This is a genomic window from Arcicella gelida, assembly GCF_034931025.1.
Taxonomy (GTDB): Bacteria; Bacteroidota; Bacteroidia; order Cytophagales; family Spirosomataceae; genus Arcicella; species Arcicella gelida.
On the sequence record NZ_JAYGIL010000014.1, the window covers coordinates 1 to 16,325 of the forward strand.

The window sequence follows — 16,325 nt, forward strand, 5'->3', positions numbered from 1 at the left end:
ACAAAACCCATTCAAAACTGGGGAATTATTATCAACCAATTTTACCTTATTTTTGACCAAAGAATCAAAAACAAATAATCAATACAAAAAACAACTTACACAAAATTAGGGATAGTGTCTAAAAAATCCTGCAAATGCGTAATAATGGCTTGCTCTAAATCTTTTTCGTAATAGCTACTTTCCCGTTTTAAGCTTAAAAATTCCAGAAACATCGGGTCTTTTACAATTTCTTTTACTTCTGATACTTGCTTTTCGCCACGGGCAACTGCTAAAACGCTTTCTTTGTCATTACTCATCAATAGTCTTTCATACAAAAGACTATTGATTTGTCTTTCCATTTGGCGAGAAGTCCAGTGATTTTTGATACTTTCAGCGATATAAAATTCCCTTTTGTCAGTATCATCTATTCGAGAAAGAAGGCGATACTGAGTCCAGTTCAATTGCGAACGCACTGCGTTCGCAATTGGGAAAGCACGATAAAATTGTCGGATTATTTCTAATTGCCTTAGCCCAAAACCAGAACCAAATTCTGGTTCTAATTGCTGAGAAAGGTATTTTAGCAGATATTTGCCGTACTCTGCACGGTCTTTCCCTTGTTGTTCTTCTTCAAAAATATATTTGCCGATGTGCCAATACATCATTGTACGCTCGTGGTCAACTGCACGAATGGCTCGCTCTTGAGAAGCGAAAATTACAGCCTTGATTTGGCTAATGAGTGTAGTGTTTATTAATTCCATGATGTTTTAGAGCTAAATTTTTCTTATTAAAGCAAAATAAAAGTAATGGAACGTTTAAACAAACAAATGGTTAAAAATATTATTCTGTTAATCACTACCAAACAAAGCCTTCCAAATCACATCATAAACATCCGTAGCGATAATTTCACCATCACCAATTTTCTGGTCTGAAATTAATATTGGATAATATTCTTTACCGATATTGATACCGCCGTGCGAACCTTTTACTAAGGTAGCATCCAATGGAATTACGTCCATTAAATATCTGAATCCTAATAATTTACGAGCTAATTTGTAAGCAGCTCTTAGCTTAATAAATGGATTAGCAGGATTCATAAACATCTCAACTGGGTCGTAACCAGGTTTTCTGTGGATGTCCACTAAGCGAGCATAATCGGGAGCTTTGGCGTCGTCTAACCAATAATAATAAGTAAACCAACTATCGGCATCTGCCATTACTACTAAATCTCCTGAACGTTCATGATTGAGATGATGTTCTTTTTTACCTTCTTCATCCAAGACTAAAGCAATGTCTTTAGTGTTTTCTAAAATACTCTTTACTCTTCCTATTTCATTTTTATCATTGATATAAACATGAGCAATTTGGTGATCTGCAATAGCAAAAGCTTTAGAAATTCCTGCATCTAATAATTCATAATCACGTTCAACTCGGACAGAAATCAATCCATTTTCACGTAAAATTCTATTGATATGAACAGGATTACTCACAGTATTGATGCCGTATTCAGATAAAATAATGATGTTAGTATCTTGTGCTTTGTAGTGATTGACTAAATCTTCGACCAATTTATCAACTTCACCTAATTCTTTATGAATTTTAGAAAAATCAACCCCAAATTTCTGTAAACAGTAATCTAAATGAGGCAAGTAAATCAAAGTAAGTGTTGGGTCGTGGGCTTTGTCCACCCAAACAGAAGCGTCTGCAATCCATTTTGAGGATTTGATGTTGGCATTAGGTCCCCAAAAACTAAACAATGGAAAAGTACCTAAATCAGCTTGAAGTTTGTCACGTAAATCTGCCGGTTGTGAGTAGCAGTCAGGAGCTTTTACGCCATCAGCATGATATTGTGGTCTTGGAGTAACGGTATAATCTGCCGAAGAATACATATTGTACCACCAAAACATTTTAGAACAAGTAAAATTGGGATTTTTACGTTTGGCTGCTTCCCAAATTTTTTCTGCTTTTACTATTTGGTTCGACTGCTTCCAAAATTTATGTTCATTATCTTCACGGTCGTACCAACCATTTCCTACAATTCCATGCGTGTCTGGGAATTTTCCTGTTACATAACAACTTTGAGAAGTAGTAGTAACAGCAGGCAAAACTGGTTTAATATGCGTAAGTTGATGTTCTGAAAGATATTTTTTGATGAATGGAGTATATTCTCCGATGACGCTCGTACTTAAACCAACGACATCTATCACTACTGTTTTTTTCATATAGCTATTAGCTTTAAGCTCTGAGCCGTGAGCTTTGAGTTTTAAATAAATTTTGTAGCCTTGAGCTATGAGTGATGGGCTTTGAGCTGTTAGCTTTTTGAGTTTAGTATAACAACGGGACTAAAAATGTCTTAATTCTTCATCACGAGCAATTGAAAAAAACTCACAGCTAATTGCTCACAGCTCATAGCTAAACCCTAAAGCAATCCCTTCACCCAAGTAACTTCACGGGCGATTGATTCATTTAGTGGTACTTGTACTTCTGGCGGTAAAACGCCCCAAGTATAAGTTTCTATTTCTAAATGATTCGTAAATGGCTTTTGTTTATGAATCCCAATTGTATCTACAATATCAGATTGTGTCGAAGAAAGCTCACCATATTGTTCAATAAATAAAGGTACATGGAAATGTACTCGCCATTCTTCATGTTTGCCTTCTTCATAAGCCTGAATCGCCAATCCTAAATCTTGATATTTTTCAAAAGTTCCATCTGCTTTTCTGGCAATTACTTGGTGCAAATAACTGGCTTCATCGTACTGAGCGATGGCTTTTAATTTTGTCTCAGCATCATTTGTAAAGTCCACTTTTATGGCAGAACTAATCTGAATTTTGCCAACCGCAATATTAGCTTTTGCTAATTTCTCTACCACAATTTCGGGCTTTTCATAGCTCACTGCAAAGTGACAAACATCATAACATAATTGAATATGTGTATGTAAAATCGCCAATGTTTCTTCGACAGAAATACCTTTTTTAGCAAAGTATTCTATGGCAATTGGTCTTAAATAATCTTCGTACCAAGTAATAAATTCCGTAGAGTTTTCTAAAATTCCATCTGGTTCTGGTTCGATGTCCAAATGTAAAACTTTACCCGTTGTTTCTTTCATAGCGATTAGTTCATCAACGACCAAAAGCATATTTTGTGTCGCTAAAGTAGTGGCATGATGAAGTGTTTCTAAAGGATTTTCACTTTCAATTTTCCACCAAAAACGATATGAAAGAGGCGATGTTGAAATACCTCCTTCTTGCATTTCGGCTGGTAATAATTTCGACAAAAGCTTGAACATTCGGATAGTATATTGTACTCTATCGTCGGTCGTCCAGTCAGGTGCATGTACTTGATCTTTTACCACCACATCATGAAAACCGCCATAAGGAAAACCATTCATCGTAAAAACGTAGCAATCATTTTCAGTCAACCAATTTTGAAAAGCTTCAAAATTAGCAGTTTCCGACAAATCTATACTTGCCTGATTCGCCAAACGCAAACCAATGCCCATCGGAGCGTCTTTACTTACTGAATTTTTAATTTCAGGAATGCTACTTTGAAGTACTGAAAAATGATGTTTCCAGTCTTCACCAGGATGAATATTACTACAATATGTTAAAAGTCCGAATGGGGTTTTCATAATTTATGAGCGTTTTTCGAGATAATCTACGGCTTGTTTTACCAGTTCAAAATCTATTTCGTGTACTTCTATGCCTTTGCCAAGTCCTTCTAACAAAGTAATGGTCAAGCGTCCGCCTAAGTGTTCACGGAATTCGTTCAAGCCTTTCCAAAGGTTAATTTTGTCATTTTCGGCTAAAGCTGGATGATACAAATCGAAGCCCAGATTTTCTAAAACTAATAAAATTCTATCTAAAGCATCTTCCGAAATCATGCCTTTCAAGAATGAATAAGCACAATCTAAAGCGATACCAATGGCAACGGCTTCGCCATGACGAATTTCAAAATTGGTAAGATATTCTAATTTATGTGCCGCCCAGTGACCAAAATCTAAAGGACGAGCAGAACCACTTTCAAAAGGGTCGCCACTTGAAATGTGTTGAACATGTAATTCTGCACAACGGAAAATTTGTTCGTTCATCGACTCTTCGTCACGATGTGCCAACAAAACAGATTTATTTTCAAGCCATTCAAAAAAAGCTAAATCCTTGATTAAGGCTACTTTAACAGCCTCAGAAATGCCCGAACGCCAATCTCTGTCGCTCAACGTTTTCAAGAAAGTACTGTCATTAAAAACCGCTACTGGCGGAGCAAAAGTGCCGAGAAAATTCTTTTTTCCGAAGTAATTTATACCATTTTTTACGCCAACACCCGAGTCATTTTGTGAAAGTACCGTCGTAGGAATACGAATATGTTTTACGCCACGGTGGGCAATGGCAGAAGCGTAGCCCGTCATATCTAAAAATGCTCCGCCACCAATCGCTGCCACAAAAGAGTGACGGTCGATACCATAAGTATCAATAGCACGAAGCGTTTGAGCTAAATATATTTCGTCATTTTTTACTTGTTCTCCACCCGGTAAAACTAAAATATCAGCTACTAATTCAATTTCTTCCTGATTAGCGAAGTAATTTTTGATAGCTTCTTGTAGGTATTGGTGATGTTCGGCAACGCCTTCGTCGATGACAAATAAGATTTTCTTACGAAATTGGTTTGCCCCGTAATGGTTACCAAAATTGTTTAAGAAAGTAATTAAAGTAGTATTTTCAGGAGCGAAAAGATTTTCGGTAAATAAAATATTATACGAAAACTGAACCTGAAAGCTTTGCTGAATCTGAGACATTTATTGTAAGAGTAAAATCGAATTTATTAAATTAAGTAACAGCGAAAACCTTCGCCAACTTCATTGAAAATGGTAATAAAGCTAAAACACATAAAGCCAGTATCCAGTTTCCTGAAACACTTACCCAAGCAGCGTCCATCACAATAAGTGAGAGTACTCCAGCTTTTACAGCCTTGCCTATATTTGAGCCGATTGGATTTGTAATAGCCGTGATTAATGATTTGAAAATCAAATAAATATGCAATATCACAAAGCCAATAGCGAATAAAAAGTAGCCTAATTGATAAGCAAAAAGTAGCTGAGAAATACTAACAAAAGCGTATAAAAATCCTGCAAAATATAAAGTTTTTTGACTACCTCCATGTACTTCTCCACGGCTAACCATTGTAATAGCAGCGATGTAAATTACTGGAATGATACCCAACCACCACAAAGAAGCTGGAGCAGTTGCCACGGCTGACATTCCCAGAATAAGGTTTCCACCTCTACAAAGTCCCATATTAATTGGACCAAGAATATTATGATGCTTTCCGAAACGATTATAGACTAATGCTAAAATAGCCACAATAATGGCAATAAGTCCGCTTTGAGTACTGTTTAAAAATGCGGCTACAATACCCATTAAAAGCCAAAAGCTACCCCATAAGGTAGCATTTGTTTTAGTCACTTTTCCGCTTGGAATTGGTCGTTCGGGTCGTTCGATGGCATCTAATTCAGCATCAAAAACATCATTAAATACAATTCCACCGCCGTATAAACCTTTAGTGGCGATGGAAAGTAAAATGACTGTTTTGATACTGTCGATGTCTGTTGAAAAAGTAAAACCTGCGATAGAAATTCCTGCGAAAATATCCGCTACGGATGTTACAATATTGGCAGGTCTTAACAGTTGGAAGTATGCTTTTATATTCAAAATTTAACGAATGATTAAGGCATTTTTATCGACTCTCGGCTGTTGTCCGCCTCTCAAAATCGTATTCCCATTATATTTTAAAGTTTGGTCAATTTCTTGTGGGTTTTCAAAATCTTCCACATTAATTTGTCCGCTTTGTGCAAAAGCATCAATCGCATTTTGATAAGTAACCAAACGAATATCATGATCTGAAATTCCTTTAATTTTCATCAAAGCTGCTGTTTTTGGAATTGCCAAAGGGTCGCTAATGCCCCAGTCTGCCGCAGAATTTATCATAATTCTTTCAGAACCGTATTGTTTTACTACTTCTACCATGCGTTCATTTCCCATTTTAGTAAATGGATAAATCGTAAAAGCGGCATAAAAGCCTTGGTCTAAAACACTTTTAACGGTTTCTTCATTATTATGGTCGATGATAAACATTTGAGGATCAATGCCATGTTCAAGGGCAATTGCCATACTTCTTTCCGTTCCTTTTTTCTTGTCACGGTGGGGAGTATGTACTTGTACTGGCAAGCCAGCTTCTTTGGCTAACTCTAATTGTAAACGATAATACTTTTCCTCGGCGGCAGTTTGGTCATCAAAACCAATTTCACCCACACCTACAACGCCTTCTTTGTATAAGTATAATGGTAAAATTTCCATTACTTCTTCCGCAAGGGCTTCGTTATTGGCTTCACGAGAGTTCAGACCGATAGTACAATAATGTTTAATACCAAATTGTGAAGAACGAAAACGCTCCCAGCCAATCAAACTACTATAATAATCTTTGAAAGTTGAAAGCCCAGTACGTGGCTGACCTAACCAAAAAGCAGGTTCAATAATTGCTACAACGCCAGCATCTGCTAAAGCTTGATAGTCGTCAGTAGTGCGTGAAGTCATGTGAATGTGTGGATCAAAAAATTTCATGTCTTTGATATAATCCATAAAATTTACTTGCACATTCGTTGCCGTTGCCAATTCTTCGGCAGTTCCTTCAAAGTGAGAAGGATTTTGGGCTATTTCATTATGTTTTTGACACATTTTTTTAGTGGCTAATGGGTAATATAACCTCACCCCCCAACCCCCTCTCCTGCTGAGAGGGGGCTTTTAAGACTCAAAGTCCCCCTCTCAGCAGGGGAGGGGGTTGGGGGGTGAGGTTTTTACCCTAAATTTCAAATAAAATACTAATTTATATATCCTTTATTATCGGAGAATGGAGTTACTTCTCCCCTATTTTTCTAATTTCTCCCAAGTAATATTGTCTTCGTCCAAGTCATTTATGATAGAAACATACTTGATTAACAATGCTTTAGCTGGTTTAAAATTGGTTTCTTTACAAACCAAAATAGCTGCCATTTGATTGTCAGAATTATCAGTTTGCAACAATTTTTCAATGTCTTTCAAGATTGTTTCATTCAAAAAATGAGTAACTAATCGCCAAACTTGTGCAGGAACTGAACGACCAGCCGCCCAACGTTCATGAGCAAAATCTGAAAGTGTATCTGCTAATTTCTGGTTGGCTCTTTCGGCTAAACCTTGAATTAAATGAATCGGTTTATCATTAAAAATACATTTTAACACCAATTGATTCCATTCTGATTCTGTAAAATAAGTAGCAGGAAAAGTATTTCTGAAAGCCAAAGAGTCGAAAATTAAACCAATATTCGAGCGAACTGCTTCGGTGGCTCTGTAAATCCATTTTTCAGGAAAAGCCAAATATGGCAAAGCGGAATAAAGTGCTACCGCTTCATTGATTTCGGCAGTATCAAAAAGTGCGTTGATATTTTTAAGATACGTTTCTTCAGCATCTTGTGAAATAGACAATAACAAGTAAACTCGTGTTAATCTATCCAGCGTCCATTCGTGAAGTAAATTTTCTTCATCAAAACTTACTTGTACTGTTTTTTTCGAAACGAATCTTGGTGTGGCTACAAAGGCAGTTAAAATATTTTTGCTATCGCCTGAAGTTTTACTTAAAATCCAACTTAATTCTTTTTCTGAAGTGTTTTCTTGGATAATATTCAAAAGTTTGCTGACTATACTCACAATATCTATTGTCTAAATAATAAAAAATAATAATTATCAAAGGTAAGAAGCCTTTCTTAAATTTAACTTAATAAAAGTCATTGTTTAAGCAAGATTTATCTCTTTTTGCCTTTTTATAAAATACGAAATCGTTGAACTACTTACATTCAACGGTTCTAAAACCAAGATTATTGAGTTCTAGTCTTATCAATTTCATAGAGTCATTATCGGACAAATCACAAATTTTAGCTTTTCGCCAAACAATTGCACTGATTTGGGAAATGTTCAATATCAAGGTTTAGGAGGCTAATTTAGCCAAGATAAAGTATTTTTATTTTTCACTTTTTTTTCATTAAATGAATTTTATTTTTTCAAAATGGATTATTGTATTTATAATCCTTTACTAAAAATATTATTTCTTGTTCTATGTCAATGTTTAGATGTAGGACATTTCCCAAATTTGAAATGTAAAGAGTAATATTCAAATTTTAATCGTCATGAGAAAAGCTATTCAAATTTTAAGCATCATTTTTATCTTTACTAATACTTTAATTGCTCAAAAATCAGAACCAAGATTTCTGTTTAGGTTATATGAAGACAACGACTTTTTTAATATTCGTGGAATCGGAACAGACGAAGCCTACAGCAATGGAACAAGGTTCGATTTATTCTATACTAAAAAACATGAGTCAAAGTTTTTCATAGATAAACTACTACCCAAAGCAGGAGACAGTACCATAAATGTTTTTGGTTGGGGCTTAACTCAACTAATGGTAACACCGAGAGATATTACAAAAACAGAATTTCAACCAGATGATTATCCTTTTGCAGGTTCGTTATTTGTTTCCCATACTTTGTATTCTTATAACCCTGAAAAGAAGTATGATTTTCAGACAGAAGTAATTGCGGGAGTAAGAGGACCAGCAGCGTTGGCAAAACGAACTCAAACATTTGTTCACAAACTCATTAATGACAGAACTCCAAGAGGTTGGGATAATCAGTTAGCTAATGTAGTACTATTTAATGTGAATTTCACTGCTGAAAAAGAGCTATTTCATTATCATAAATTCTTAGAAGTAATAATAGGAGGGAAGGCTACGGTTGGCAATATGCTAAATTCTCTAACGGTCTATCCAATGCTTAGAATTGGGAAATTCAGTCCTTACTTTCAAGGATTTTTGAATCAATATGGAAGTAAATCAAAACGATTTAAGAAATTTCAAGCCTATTTTATTGTCAGACCCGAAGGTTCATTTATCGTAACAAATAGATTAATGAATGGAGAATTAAAAAATTCACAAACACTTGAATTTGAGAATGATATAAGAAATTGGTTTGCTGAAGTATCGTATGGAGCTGTAATTACAAAAGGAAATTTCGGAGTTTCATATACACAAAAAAGTGCTAGTGCCTATAAAAAAGGACTTTATCGGCATAGTGTCGGAAATCTTTCATTGTATTACAATTGGTAAATTAATTAGCTTTGTGATAATTATGAATTATTAATAAATCAAGATGAAAATAGTCGTTTTAGATGGATTTACTTTGAACCCAGGAGATTTAACTTGGGATGGTTTGGAAGCTTTGGGAGCATTAACAATTTATGAGAGAACTTCTCCCGAAGAAATTTTGGAGCGTTCAGAAGGAGCAGAGATAATACTCACTAACAAAACACCAATTAATGCTACCGTTATTTCGGCTTTAAAATCTTTAAAATACATAGGAGTACTGGCTACAGGATATAATGTAGTTGATATTGAAGCAGCCAAAAATCAGGGAATTATCGTTACTAACGTGCCAGCATATAGTACAGATTCTGTTGTTCAATTAACTTTTGCACTGATATTAGAACTTACTTTACACGCTCAAAAACACAGTGATGCAGTTCGTGAGGGAAAATGGGCAAATTCAAAAGATTTTTGTTTTTGGGATTTCCCACTGATGGAATTAGCAGGAAAAACCATCGGTATCATCGGTTTTGGAAGTATTGGACAAAAAGTTGCAGATGTGGCTACAGCATTTGGAATGAAAGTAATAGGTCATAGTCGCCGACAAACAGACCAATCTCATCGTAATAATTTTAAGTGGGAGAGTATAAGTACTTTGTTGGCAGAATCAGATTTTATAAGTATTCATTGTCCACTTACTGCTGAAACACAAGGGTTGATTAATCGGGATAATTTACAAAAAATGAAAAGGTCAGCCTTTTTAATTAATACTTCTCGTGGTCCAATTGTTGTTGAGGAAGATTTGGCAGAAGCCCTTAATAACAATATTATAGCAGGTGCTGGGATTGATGTACTTTCTGTGGAACCCCCACAAAAAAATAACCCATTATTTACTGCACAAAATTGTATTATTACTCCTCATATTGCTTGGGCTACCAAAGAAGCAAGAACGAGATTAATGGGAATTGCCACGGAAAATATCTTGGCATATCAATCAGGAAATCCTAAAAATATTGTCAATCCATGAGAATATTGATTGCTACCAATGCCTTTAAGCACAGTTTAAATGCCAATGATGTTTCAAAAGCGATTAAAAATGGTTTTGAAAGAAGTCAATTGAATTGTATTTGCGAGAGTTTCCCAATTGGCGATGGCGGTGATGGAACGGGAGAATTAATCATAAAACATTGTGGTGGAATTGAAGTTTCCGGAGAAGTAGTTGACCCACTTATGCGAAAAATTCAAGCAAACTATGGTTTGATTGATAATAGAAAAACAGCAGTCATTGAAATGGCAAGTGCTTCGGGCATTCGTTTGTTAAAGAAGGAGGAATTAAATCCTTTAGAAGCATCAACTTTTGGTACAGGATTGTTGATTAAATCAGCTTTAAATCAAGGAGTTAATAAGATAATATTAGCAGTCGGTGGTTCTGCTACTGTTGATGGAGGATGCGGGATTTTAGCGGCTTTAGGAGTAACGTTTTTGAATGAAAAAGGTGATAAAATTGGTTTTTTACCTAAAGATTTAATTAATCTAGTTAACATTGATATTACTAATCTTGATGCAAGAATATTTGATTGTGAAATCGTCATTCTTTCAGATGTAAAAAATCCATTATTGGGGGAAAATAGTTCAGCTAAAGTTTTTGGTCCACAAAAAGGAGCGACAGTTGAAGATGTGGAATTTCTAGAAAAAGTACTTGTTAATTTTGCAGAAGTGATTCATCGACAATTTGGAAAAAGTACTGGTAATTTAGAATATGGTGGAGCTGCGGGTGGCGTGTCTGCTGGTTTAGCAAGTTTATTGAATGCTAAATTAGTGAATGGAATTGACGCTTTTTTATCATTAACTGGATTTGACGAAGCTTTAAAAAGAAATGATATTGTTATTACAGGAGAAGGAAGTCTTGATAGCCAAACAATGCAAGGGAAAGGTCCTTTTGGTATTGCTGAAAGAGCGAAAGCTTTGAATATTCCAGTAATTGGTTTGGCAGGAAGAGTGCCTTTAGAAGATGCAGAGGCTTTAAAATCACATTTTGAAGTCGTTTTTGTAATAGGAAATGAACCGACCGAATTAAAAAATGCCATCGAAAATACTGCTGAAAACCTTACTAGAACGGCAGAACAAATTGCTAATTTATTGGCGATTAGTTATAAAAGATGAGACTTCTAATTTTTTTTATATAATAGTGTGTTTGAGGAATGGTTTGAGAGGTTTTCTTACTTATTATTATCCAGTCCTTACTTTTCTTTCCTTGATGAAAGAAAAGTAACAAAAGAAAATCAAGAATTCCTAAACTCGCTCCGCTCAAACAGTAGGAATTCGTTGTCCATCAATCACAAAAAAGCAATCAAAAACTAATTCTGATTGCTTTTTTGTGATTTTAAAATTTGGGGAAACTCATACTTATATTAAGCTTGTTTCACTAACTGAATATTGGCGATTAATTTTACTTCTTCGCTTACTAATACACCACCTGCTTCTGTTGGTGCATTCCAAGTTAAACCAAAATCTTTACGGTTAATTTTTGCTGTTAATTCAAAGCCAGCTTTTACATTTCCCCAAGGGTCAGTTGCTGTTCCGCCGTATTCTACTGACAATTTTACAGATTTTGTAACGTCTTTAATCGTTAAATCTCCCACTAATTCAAATTCTTCATCGTCAGTTTTGACAAATTTGGTAGAAGTAAATGAAAGCGTAGGATATGTTTCTGCTTCAAAAAAGTCAGCACTCTTCAAGTGTCCGTCACGTTGTTCACTGTTAGTATTGATAGAATCTACTTTCGCTTCAAATGAAATTTTAGCATCTTCAAAATCATCTCCAGCTTCAACAGTTCCGCTGAATTCTTTGAAATTTCCTGTTACAGTTGTGATGACTAAATGTTTTACTTTAAACTGTACTTCTGAATGTGAAGGGTCGATTGCCCAGATGGTAGTTGACATGATTGTTGTTGTTTAATATTGTGAATATGATAATTAATTTTCTTTGAAAATATATTGATTTGCTAAATTGATTTCTTCAAAAGAAATAGAATGCTGTTTGCCATTAAATACTTCTGAATGAACATTCGAGTTAAGGCTTTTTAAAATGCTAATGCTTTCTTGAACCCTTGTCAAAGGAACGTGTGGGTCAGGGTTTCCCGTTGAAATTAGCACTGGAGTTCCTTCAAAATCACCTTTATATCTTTCTGTAATCAAATTTTCTCCGATTAATCCGCCTGTAAAAGCGACTGCTCCACCATATTGTTGAGCATTTCTTACAAGGTATTCTAAGGTAAGACAAGCCCCTTGTGAAAAACCTAAGAAGTAGATTGAATCGGCGGGAATCCCCGCCTTTTCAATATCTTGTACCAAATCATTTATTACACTCAAGGCAGAATCTAAAGCTGGCTGATTTTGCGATTCTGGCGACATAAAACTGTATGGATACCAACTTCTTTGTGAAGCTTGCGGAGCAAAAATCGCCATTTCTTTAAGATTCAAATGTTCTTTTAAAGAAACAATATCTTGAGCAGAACCACCACGACCATGAATCATCACGATTGCTTTTTTAGCTTTCTCTACGGAAATACCTGTGGTTAAAACTTGTTTGCTATGTAAATACATAATTTTAAATGATTACTTAATTCAATTTCGGAAGTACTTTTTCGATGTCAGCACGATACTTTTCATACTGAGCTGGTAATTTTAAATTTAAGCCTAGTTCTTCCAAAGACTCATCTACGGTAAAACCAGGATTATCACTCGCAATTTCAAAAAGTACTCCACCTGGTTCACGGAAGTATAATGAGTAGAAATAATTTCTATCAATTTTTTCTGTGATTTGCAAACCAGCATTCATTACTTTTTTACGGAATTCCATCAAAATATTGTCGTCACTTACTCTGAAAGCTACGTGGTGAACAGAGCCTTTTGAAACATGTCCAACTTTTTCGCCAGGCACTTCAACTAAATCAACAATAGCTGCTTGTTCAACTGCATCAGTAACAAAACGATAACGATTTACATGTTGTTCAAGTAAGCGATAACCAAAAATATCTGTTAAAACTTTGGCTGTTGCTTCAATATTATTACTTGTAATTGTTACACTATGAAAACCCAAAGTAGCATATTGTGCGGTTACTTCACTGGTTTCAAAAGGTGTGCGAGTATCTGCTTTTTTAGGAACAATCAACTCAAATTTTAAACCATCAGGGTCTAAGAAAGTAAGATATTGTTCTCCGAATTTTTCAGCTATTTTATTGTAAGTAACATTATTGTCTTCAAATCTTTTTTGCCAAAACTCAAGACTTCCTTCTGGTACAGCATAACCAATTTCTGTTGCTTGACGAGTACCACGACGACCTTGTGGAATTCCATCTCCCCAAGGAAAGAAAGTAAGTACTGTTCCCGGTTCGCCAGTTCCATTTCCATAATAAAAATGATATGTATTTGGGTCATCGAAATTGACAGTTTTTTTAATCATTTTCAATCCCATTACTCTTGTATAAAAATCAAAATTTTTCTTTGCATCTCCTGCAATAGCAGTGATATGGTGCAATCCATTTATTCTATTTTCCATAATTGTTTTTCTTTTTTGTTGATACAAAGTTATCAGCTCGAATATTGATTTCTCTTGAACTAGGACAAGAAAACACAAGAATGAAAGTATTTATGGAAAAGTGCTAAAAAGAAAAATAGCTTATTATTCACATCTCTAATCTGTGAATAATAAGCTATGATTTTTGGATAGAAGATTAAATAAATTACTTCACTTTCCACTCATGAATTCCAGCGGCATTGTCTTTTGATAATTGTACTTCTAATTTCAATGCTTTTGTACTTACTGGTTCAAATTGAATTGTATTGAATTTATCTTTAGTGATAGCGTCTTGAGAAATTACTTTTACTGGAATCCATTCACCATCTTTTTGATATAAAATTCTCCACGAAGTTGGTAAATAGCAACCTCCCCAAGGACTGTCGTCGAACCAATAAACATCAGAAGACGAAACGGTATAAGTTTGGTCGAAATCGTATTGAATGAATTCTGTAGAGTTTTTTTTGGGCCACCAATGGAAAAAATTGCCACTTCTGTCGATTGAGTTTTCAGCGTCATATTGGTCGTTTAATGCTTTCAACATCATCGGACTTTTGATGGAAGCCGATACTTTACTTTTACTGGCAATGGTCGGTGCGGGCTTTGGTTTTGATGCTGAAGCTTCAAAAGGAATCCAAACTTCCATTTCGGATGAACCACGATTCGCCCAAGTAAAATATGGAATGGCTGTTACTTTTTGTTGTGTTTGAATCAACTCATTACTGTTGACTTGTCGTTTGGTAGAACTTCCTTCCATTTCTAAAGTCATGATTCCATTCAATAAATTGGCTTGAAAGTTTGGAATTACTGTAGCATTTTTATCAACTACAAGATTTAAAACAGAAGAATCTGCATTGTCCATTCCTTCTAAACAATAAACAAGAGGACCTCTTTGCAAAGCAAATCTTTTTAAATCGGCTTTTACGCTGTCTTTTGCTTCAATTTTTTTCACATCCATTGGCAAATCTAAACTCAGTTTATCCCCTTTTACCCAAGTACGATTTATCACGGCATAACCTTTTTCAATTGTATATTTTGCAGGTTTTCCGTTTAGCAAAAGAGTAAAATCACTCGCTTTACTTTTATCTTGATACAAATCGCCTTTAATTGGTTGGTTGATTGCCCAACCCGGAATACGAATGTGAATGTTGAAATTAGCTTTTTTAGCAGGATTTATGGTAAACTCATCTTTGCCAGACCAAGGATAATTTGTTTCTTGATGAATGGCTACTTTAGTATTGGTTAATTGAATATCGGCATCGCCTCCAACAAATAAATTGATATACAAATCATTTTGATTTTGTGCATAAGCATACCCGGGAACTGAAGGTAAAAAACGAGTCATGTTAGAAATACAACAGGCACAGTCATACCAAGTTCTACGCTGATGTTGTCCCATTGAAGCCAACGGATTTGGATAAAAGAACTTGTCGCCCGTCAGAGAAATACCAGAAAGTAAACCATTATAAAGTGTTCGTTCTAAAACGTCAATATATTTAGCATCTCCGTGCAGTAAAAACATTCTGTTGTTCCAATACACATTGGCAATGGCAGCACAGGTTTCTGCATAAGCACTCATATTCGGTAAATCATAATCTGCACCGAATGCTTCGCCATTTCCAGTTGCACCGATACCGCCTGTGATGTAAATTTTTTTGTCAACAACATCATTCCAAATATCATCTATGGCACTCAAATATTGTTTATCGCCCGTCAAGGCTGCGACATCAGCCATGCTAGTGTACATATAAGTTGCACGAACCGCATGACCAACCGCCGTGTGTTGATCAACCACTTTTTTGTGTGATTGACTGTACTCTTGGTTTAAATGTCCTTCTTTTCCTCTTAAATCCAGAAAGAATTTTGCGAGCATCAAGTACTCTTTTTTACCAGTTACTCTGTACAATCTTGTTAAACCCGTTTCTACAATTTGGTGACCCGGAAAACGTTCTTCTTTTCCCCAACCAAAAGTTTTTACTAATAAATCAGCATTTTTAATGGCAATATTTAAAAGGTTCTTTTTCCCAGTGGCTTGAAAATGTGCTACGGCAGCTTCATATAAATGACCAGCATTGTATAATTCGTGGCTTAAATCTTCTTCTTTTTCCCAACGTTTTGAACCAACCCATTCATGCGGTTTCGCAATTTTCATGGTTCTGAAAGTATATAAATAACCGTCGGGTTCTTGAGCCGCTCCGATATTACTAATTAAAGTATCCAAATATTTTTCAAGCGAAGCGTCCTTTTTAGTTTGTAAACTATATGATGCACCTTCAATTACTTTGTATAAATCGGTATCGTCAAAAGTATAAGTAGTACTTTTTTCGACAGGCATTTTACCAGCAGCTTTCGCAAAATTGTCGATTCTTCCCGTGATTTTACATTGATTTAAAGTGTAAGGAATGGTTACTTCCGCATTGATTTTCATTTTTGGCAACCAAAAATTATCTTTAAAATGTACTTGCGTAAAAGTAACGGGCTGAATTGGGTAATCGTTTTTTTGTGCGTTTACACTATTTGCCCAACATAAGGAAATAGCGATTAATGCTATGTTTTTTGTGAAAGATAGTATCGACATATTTTTGAGTGTTTTTATGGCAAAAAAGGAAAG

At 35.3% G+C, this 16,325-nt stretch carries 14 protein-coding genes; 3 read left to right on the plus strand and 11 right to left on the minus strand.

The genetic code is table 11. From position 1 onward, the window contains the following. Positions 1 to 95 precede the first annotated feature (95 nt). The 7 genes from VB776_RS12645 to VB776_RS12675 all read right to left on the minus strand — a co-directional run bounded on the left by VB776_RS12645 (position 96) and on the right by VB776_RS12675 (position 7,709). Positions 96 to 737 (minus strand): DUF1016 N-terminal domain-containing protein, encoded by a 642-nt coding sequence (locus VB776_RS12645; protein ID WP_323330181.1) that lies wholly within the window; start codon positions 735 to 737, stop codon positions 96 to 98. Between the two features lie 87 nt (positions 738 to 824). Beyond that, positions 825 to 2,198 (minus strand): alkaline phosphatase family protein, encoded by a 1,374-nt coding sequence (locus VB776_RS12650; protein WP_323330183.1) that lies wholly within the window; start codon positions 2,196 to 2,198, stop codon positions 825 to 827. 197 nt (positions 2,199 to 2,395) lie between these two features. Next, on the minus strand, positions 2,396 to 3,607 hold the full coding sequence (eboE, locus tag VB776_RS12655) for a metabolite traffic protein EboE (protein WP_323330185.1): 1,212 nt from the start codon (positions 3,605 to 3,607) through the stop codon (positions 2,396 to 2,398). Between the two features lie 3 nt (positions 3,608 to 3,610). Beyond that, entirely contained in the window at positions 3,611 to 4,768 is a 1,158-nt protein-coding gene (locus VB776_RS12660) for a 3-dehydroquinate synthase (protein ID WP_323330187.1), read from the minus strand. Positions 4,769 to 4,799: 31 nt separating this feature from the next. Continuing rightward, on the minus strand, positions 4,800 to 5,681 hold the full coding sequence (gene eboC / locus VB776_RS12665) for a UbiA-like protein EboC (protein WP_323330189.1): 882 nt from the start codon (positions 5,679 to 5,681) through the stop codon (positions 4,800 to 4,802). Between the two features lie 3 nt (positions 5,682 to 5,684). Continuing rightward, positions 5,685 to 6,704, minus strand: coding sequence for a TatD family hydrolase (locus VB776_RS12670; RefSeq protein ID WP_323330191.1), 1,020 nt, complete (start codon positions 6,702 to 6,704; stop codon positions 5,685 to 5,687). Between the two features lie 189 nt (positions 6,705 to 6,893). Beyond that, positions 6,894 to 7,709 carry an EboA domain-containing protein gene (locus VB776_RS12675; protein ID WP_323330193.1) on the minus strand — a complete coding sequence of 272 codons (816 nt, stop codon included), beginning with the start codon at positions 7,707 to 7,709 and terminating at the stop codon, positions 6,894 to 6,896. Positions 7,710 to 8,185: 476 nt separating this feature from the next. Between VB776_RS12675 and VB776_RS12680 the strand changes: the two genes are divergently transcribed. Genes VB776_RS12680 through VB776_RS12690 form a run of 3 tightly spaced genes read left to right on the plus strand, consistent with a single transcriptional unit; the run spans position 8,186 to position 11,299 of the window. Further along, entirely contained in the window at positions 8,186 to 9,160 is a 975-nt protein-coding gene (locus tag VB776_RS12680; RefSeq protein WP_323330196.1) for a lipid A deacylase LpxR family protein, read from the plus strand. A gap of 43 nt (positions 9,161 to 9,203) precedes the next feature. After that, a complete protein-coding gene (locus VB776_RS12685) occupies positions 9,204 to 10,163 on the plus strand; it encodes a D-2-hydroxyacid dehydrogenase (RefSeq protein WP_323330198.1) in 960 nt (319 codons plus the stop codon). Next, the gene (locus VB776_RS12690) at positions 10,160 to 11,299 is read left to right on the plus strand and encodes a glycerate kinase family protein (protein ID WP_323330200.1); all 1,140 of its coding nucleotides are present in this window, start codon (positions 10,160 to 10,162) and stop codon (positions 11,297 to 11,299) included. The genes VB776_RS12685 and VB776_RS12690 overlap by 4 nt, the downstream gene beginning before the upstream one ends. A 248-nt stretch (positions 11,300 to 11,547) precedes the next feature. Here VB776_RS12690 and VB776_RS12695 read toward each other — a convergent pair whose 3' ends face one another. From VB776_RS12695 to VB776_RS12710, 4 genes are all read right to left on the minus strand, one after another. Continuing rightward, a complete protein-coding gene (locus tag VB776_RS12695; RefSeq protein ID WP_323330202.1) occupies positions 11,548 to 12,078 on the minus strand; it encodes a YceI family protein in 531 nt (176 codons plus the stop codon). Positions 12,079 to 12,111: 33 nt separating this feature from the next. Next, positions 12,112 to 12,741, minus strand: coding sequence for an alpha/beta hydrolase (locus VB776_RS12700; protein WP_323330204.1), 630 nt, complete (start codon positions 12,739 to 12,741; stop codon positions 12,112 to 12,114). A gap of 16 nt (positions 12,742 to 12,757) precedes the next feature. After that, positions 12,758 to 13,696, minus strand: a complete 939-nt coding sequence (locus VB776_RS12705; RefSeq protein WP_323330206.1) for a ring-cleaving dioxygenase — start codon at positions 13,694 to 13,696, stop codon at positions 12,758 to 12,760. 184 nt (positions 13,697 to 13,880) lie between these two features. Beyond that, positions 13,881 to 16,292 (minus strand): glycoside hydrolase family 127 protein, encoded by a 2,412-nt coding sequence (locus tag VB776_RS12710; protein WP_323330208.1) that lies wholly within the window; start codon positions 16,290 to 16,292, stop codon positions 13,881 to 13,883. Positions 16,293 to 16,325 lie beyond the last annotated feature (33 nt).

Bases quoted from the DNA above. Each gene is read 5' to 3' on its own strand.
- VB776_RS12680 (WP_323330196.1), top strand. From the start codon at position 8,186: ATGAGAAAAGCTATTCAAATTTTAAGCATCATTTTTATCTTTACTAAT.
- VB776_RS12645 (WP_323330181.1), bottom strand. From the start codon at position 737: ATGGAATTAATAAACACTACACTCATTAGCCAAATCAAGGCTGTAATT.
- eboE (WP_323330185.1), bottom strand. From the start codon at position 3,607: ATGAAAACCCCATTCGGACTTTTAACATATTGTAGTAATATTCATCCT.
- VB776_RS12690 (WP_323330200.1), top strand. From the start codon at position 10,160: ATGAGAATATTGATTGCTACCAATGCCTTTAAGCACAGTTTAAATGCC.
- VB776_RS12705 (WP_323330206.1), bottom strand. From the start codon at position 13,696: ATGGAAAATAGAATAAATGGATTGCACCATATCACTGCTATTGCAGGA.
- VB776_RS12700 (WP_323330204.1), bottom strand. From the start codon at position 12,741: ATGTATTTACATAGCAAACAAGTTTTAACCACAGGTATTTCCGTAGAG.
- VB776_RS12710 (WP_323330208.1), bottom strand. From the start codon at position 16,292: ATGTCGATACTATCTTTCACAAAAAACATAGCATTAATCGCTATTTCC.
- VB776_RS12695 (WP_323330202.1), bottom strand. From the start codon at position 12,078: ATGTCAACTACCATCTGGGCAATCGACCCTTCACATTCAGAAGTACAG.
- VB776_RS12660 (WP_323330187.1), bottom strand. From the start codon at position 4,768: ATGTCTCAGATTCAGCAAAGCTTTCAGGTTCAGTTTTCGTATAATATT.
- VB776_RS12670 (WP_323330191.1), bottom strand. From the start codon at position 6,704: ATGTGTCAAAAACATAATGAAATAGCCCAAAATCCTTCTCACTTTGAA.
- VB776_RS12650 (WP_323330183.1), bottom strand. From the start codon at position 2,198: ATGAAAAAAACAGTAGTGATAGATGTCGTTGGTTTAAGTACGAGCGTC.
- VB776_RS12685 (WP_323330198.1), top strand. From the start codon at position 9,204: ATGAAAATAGTCGTTTTAGATGGATTTACTTTGAACCCAGGAGATTTA.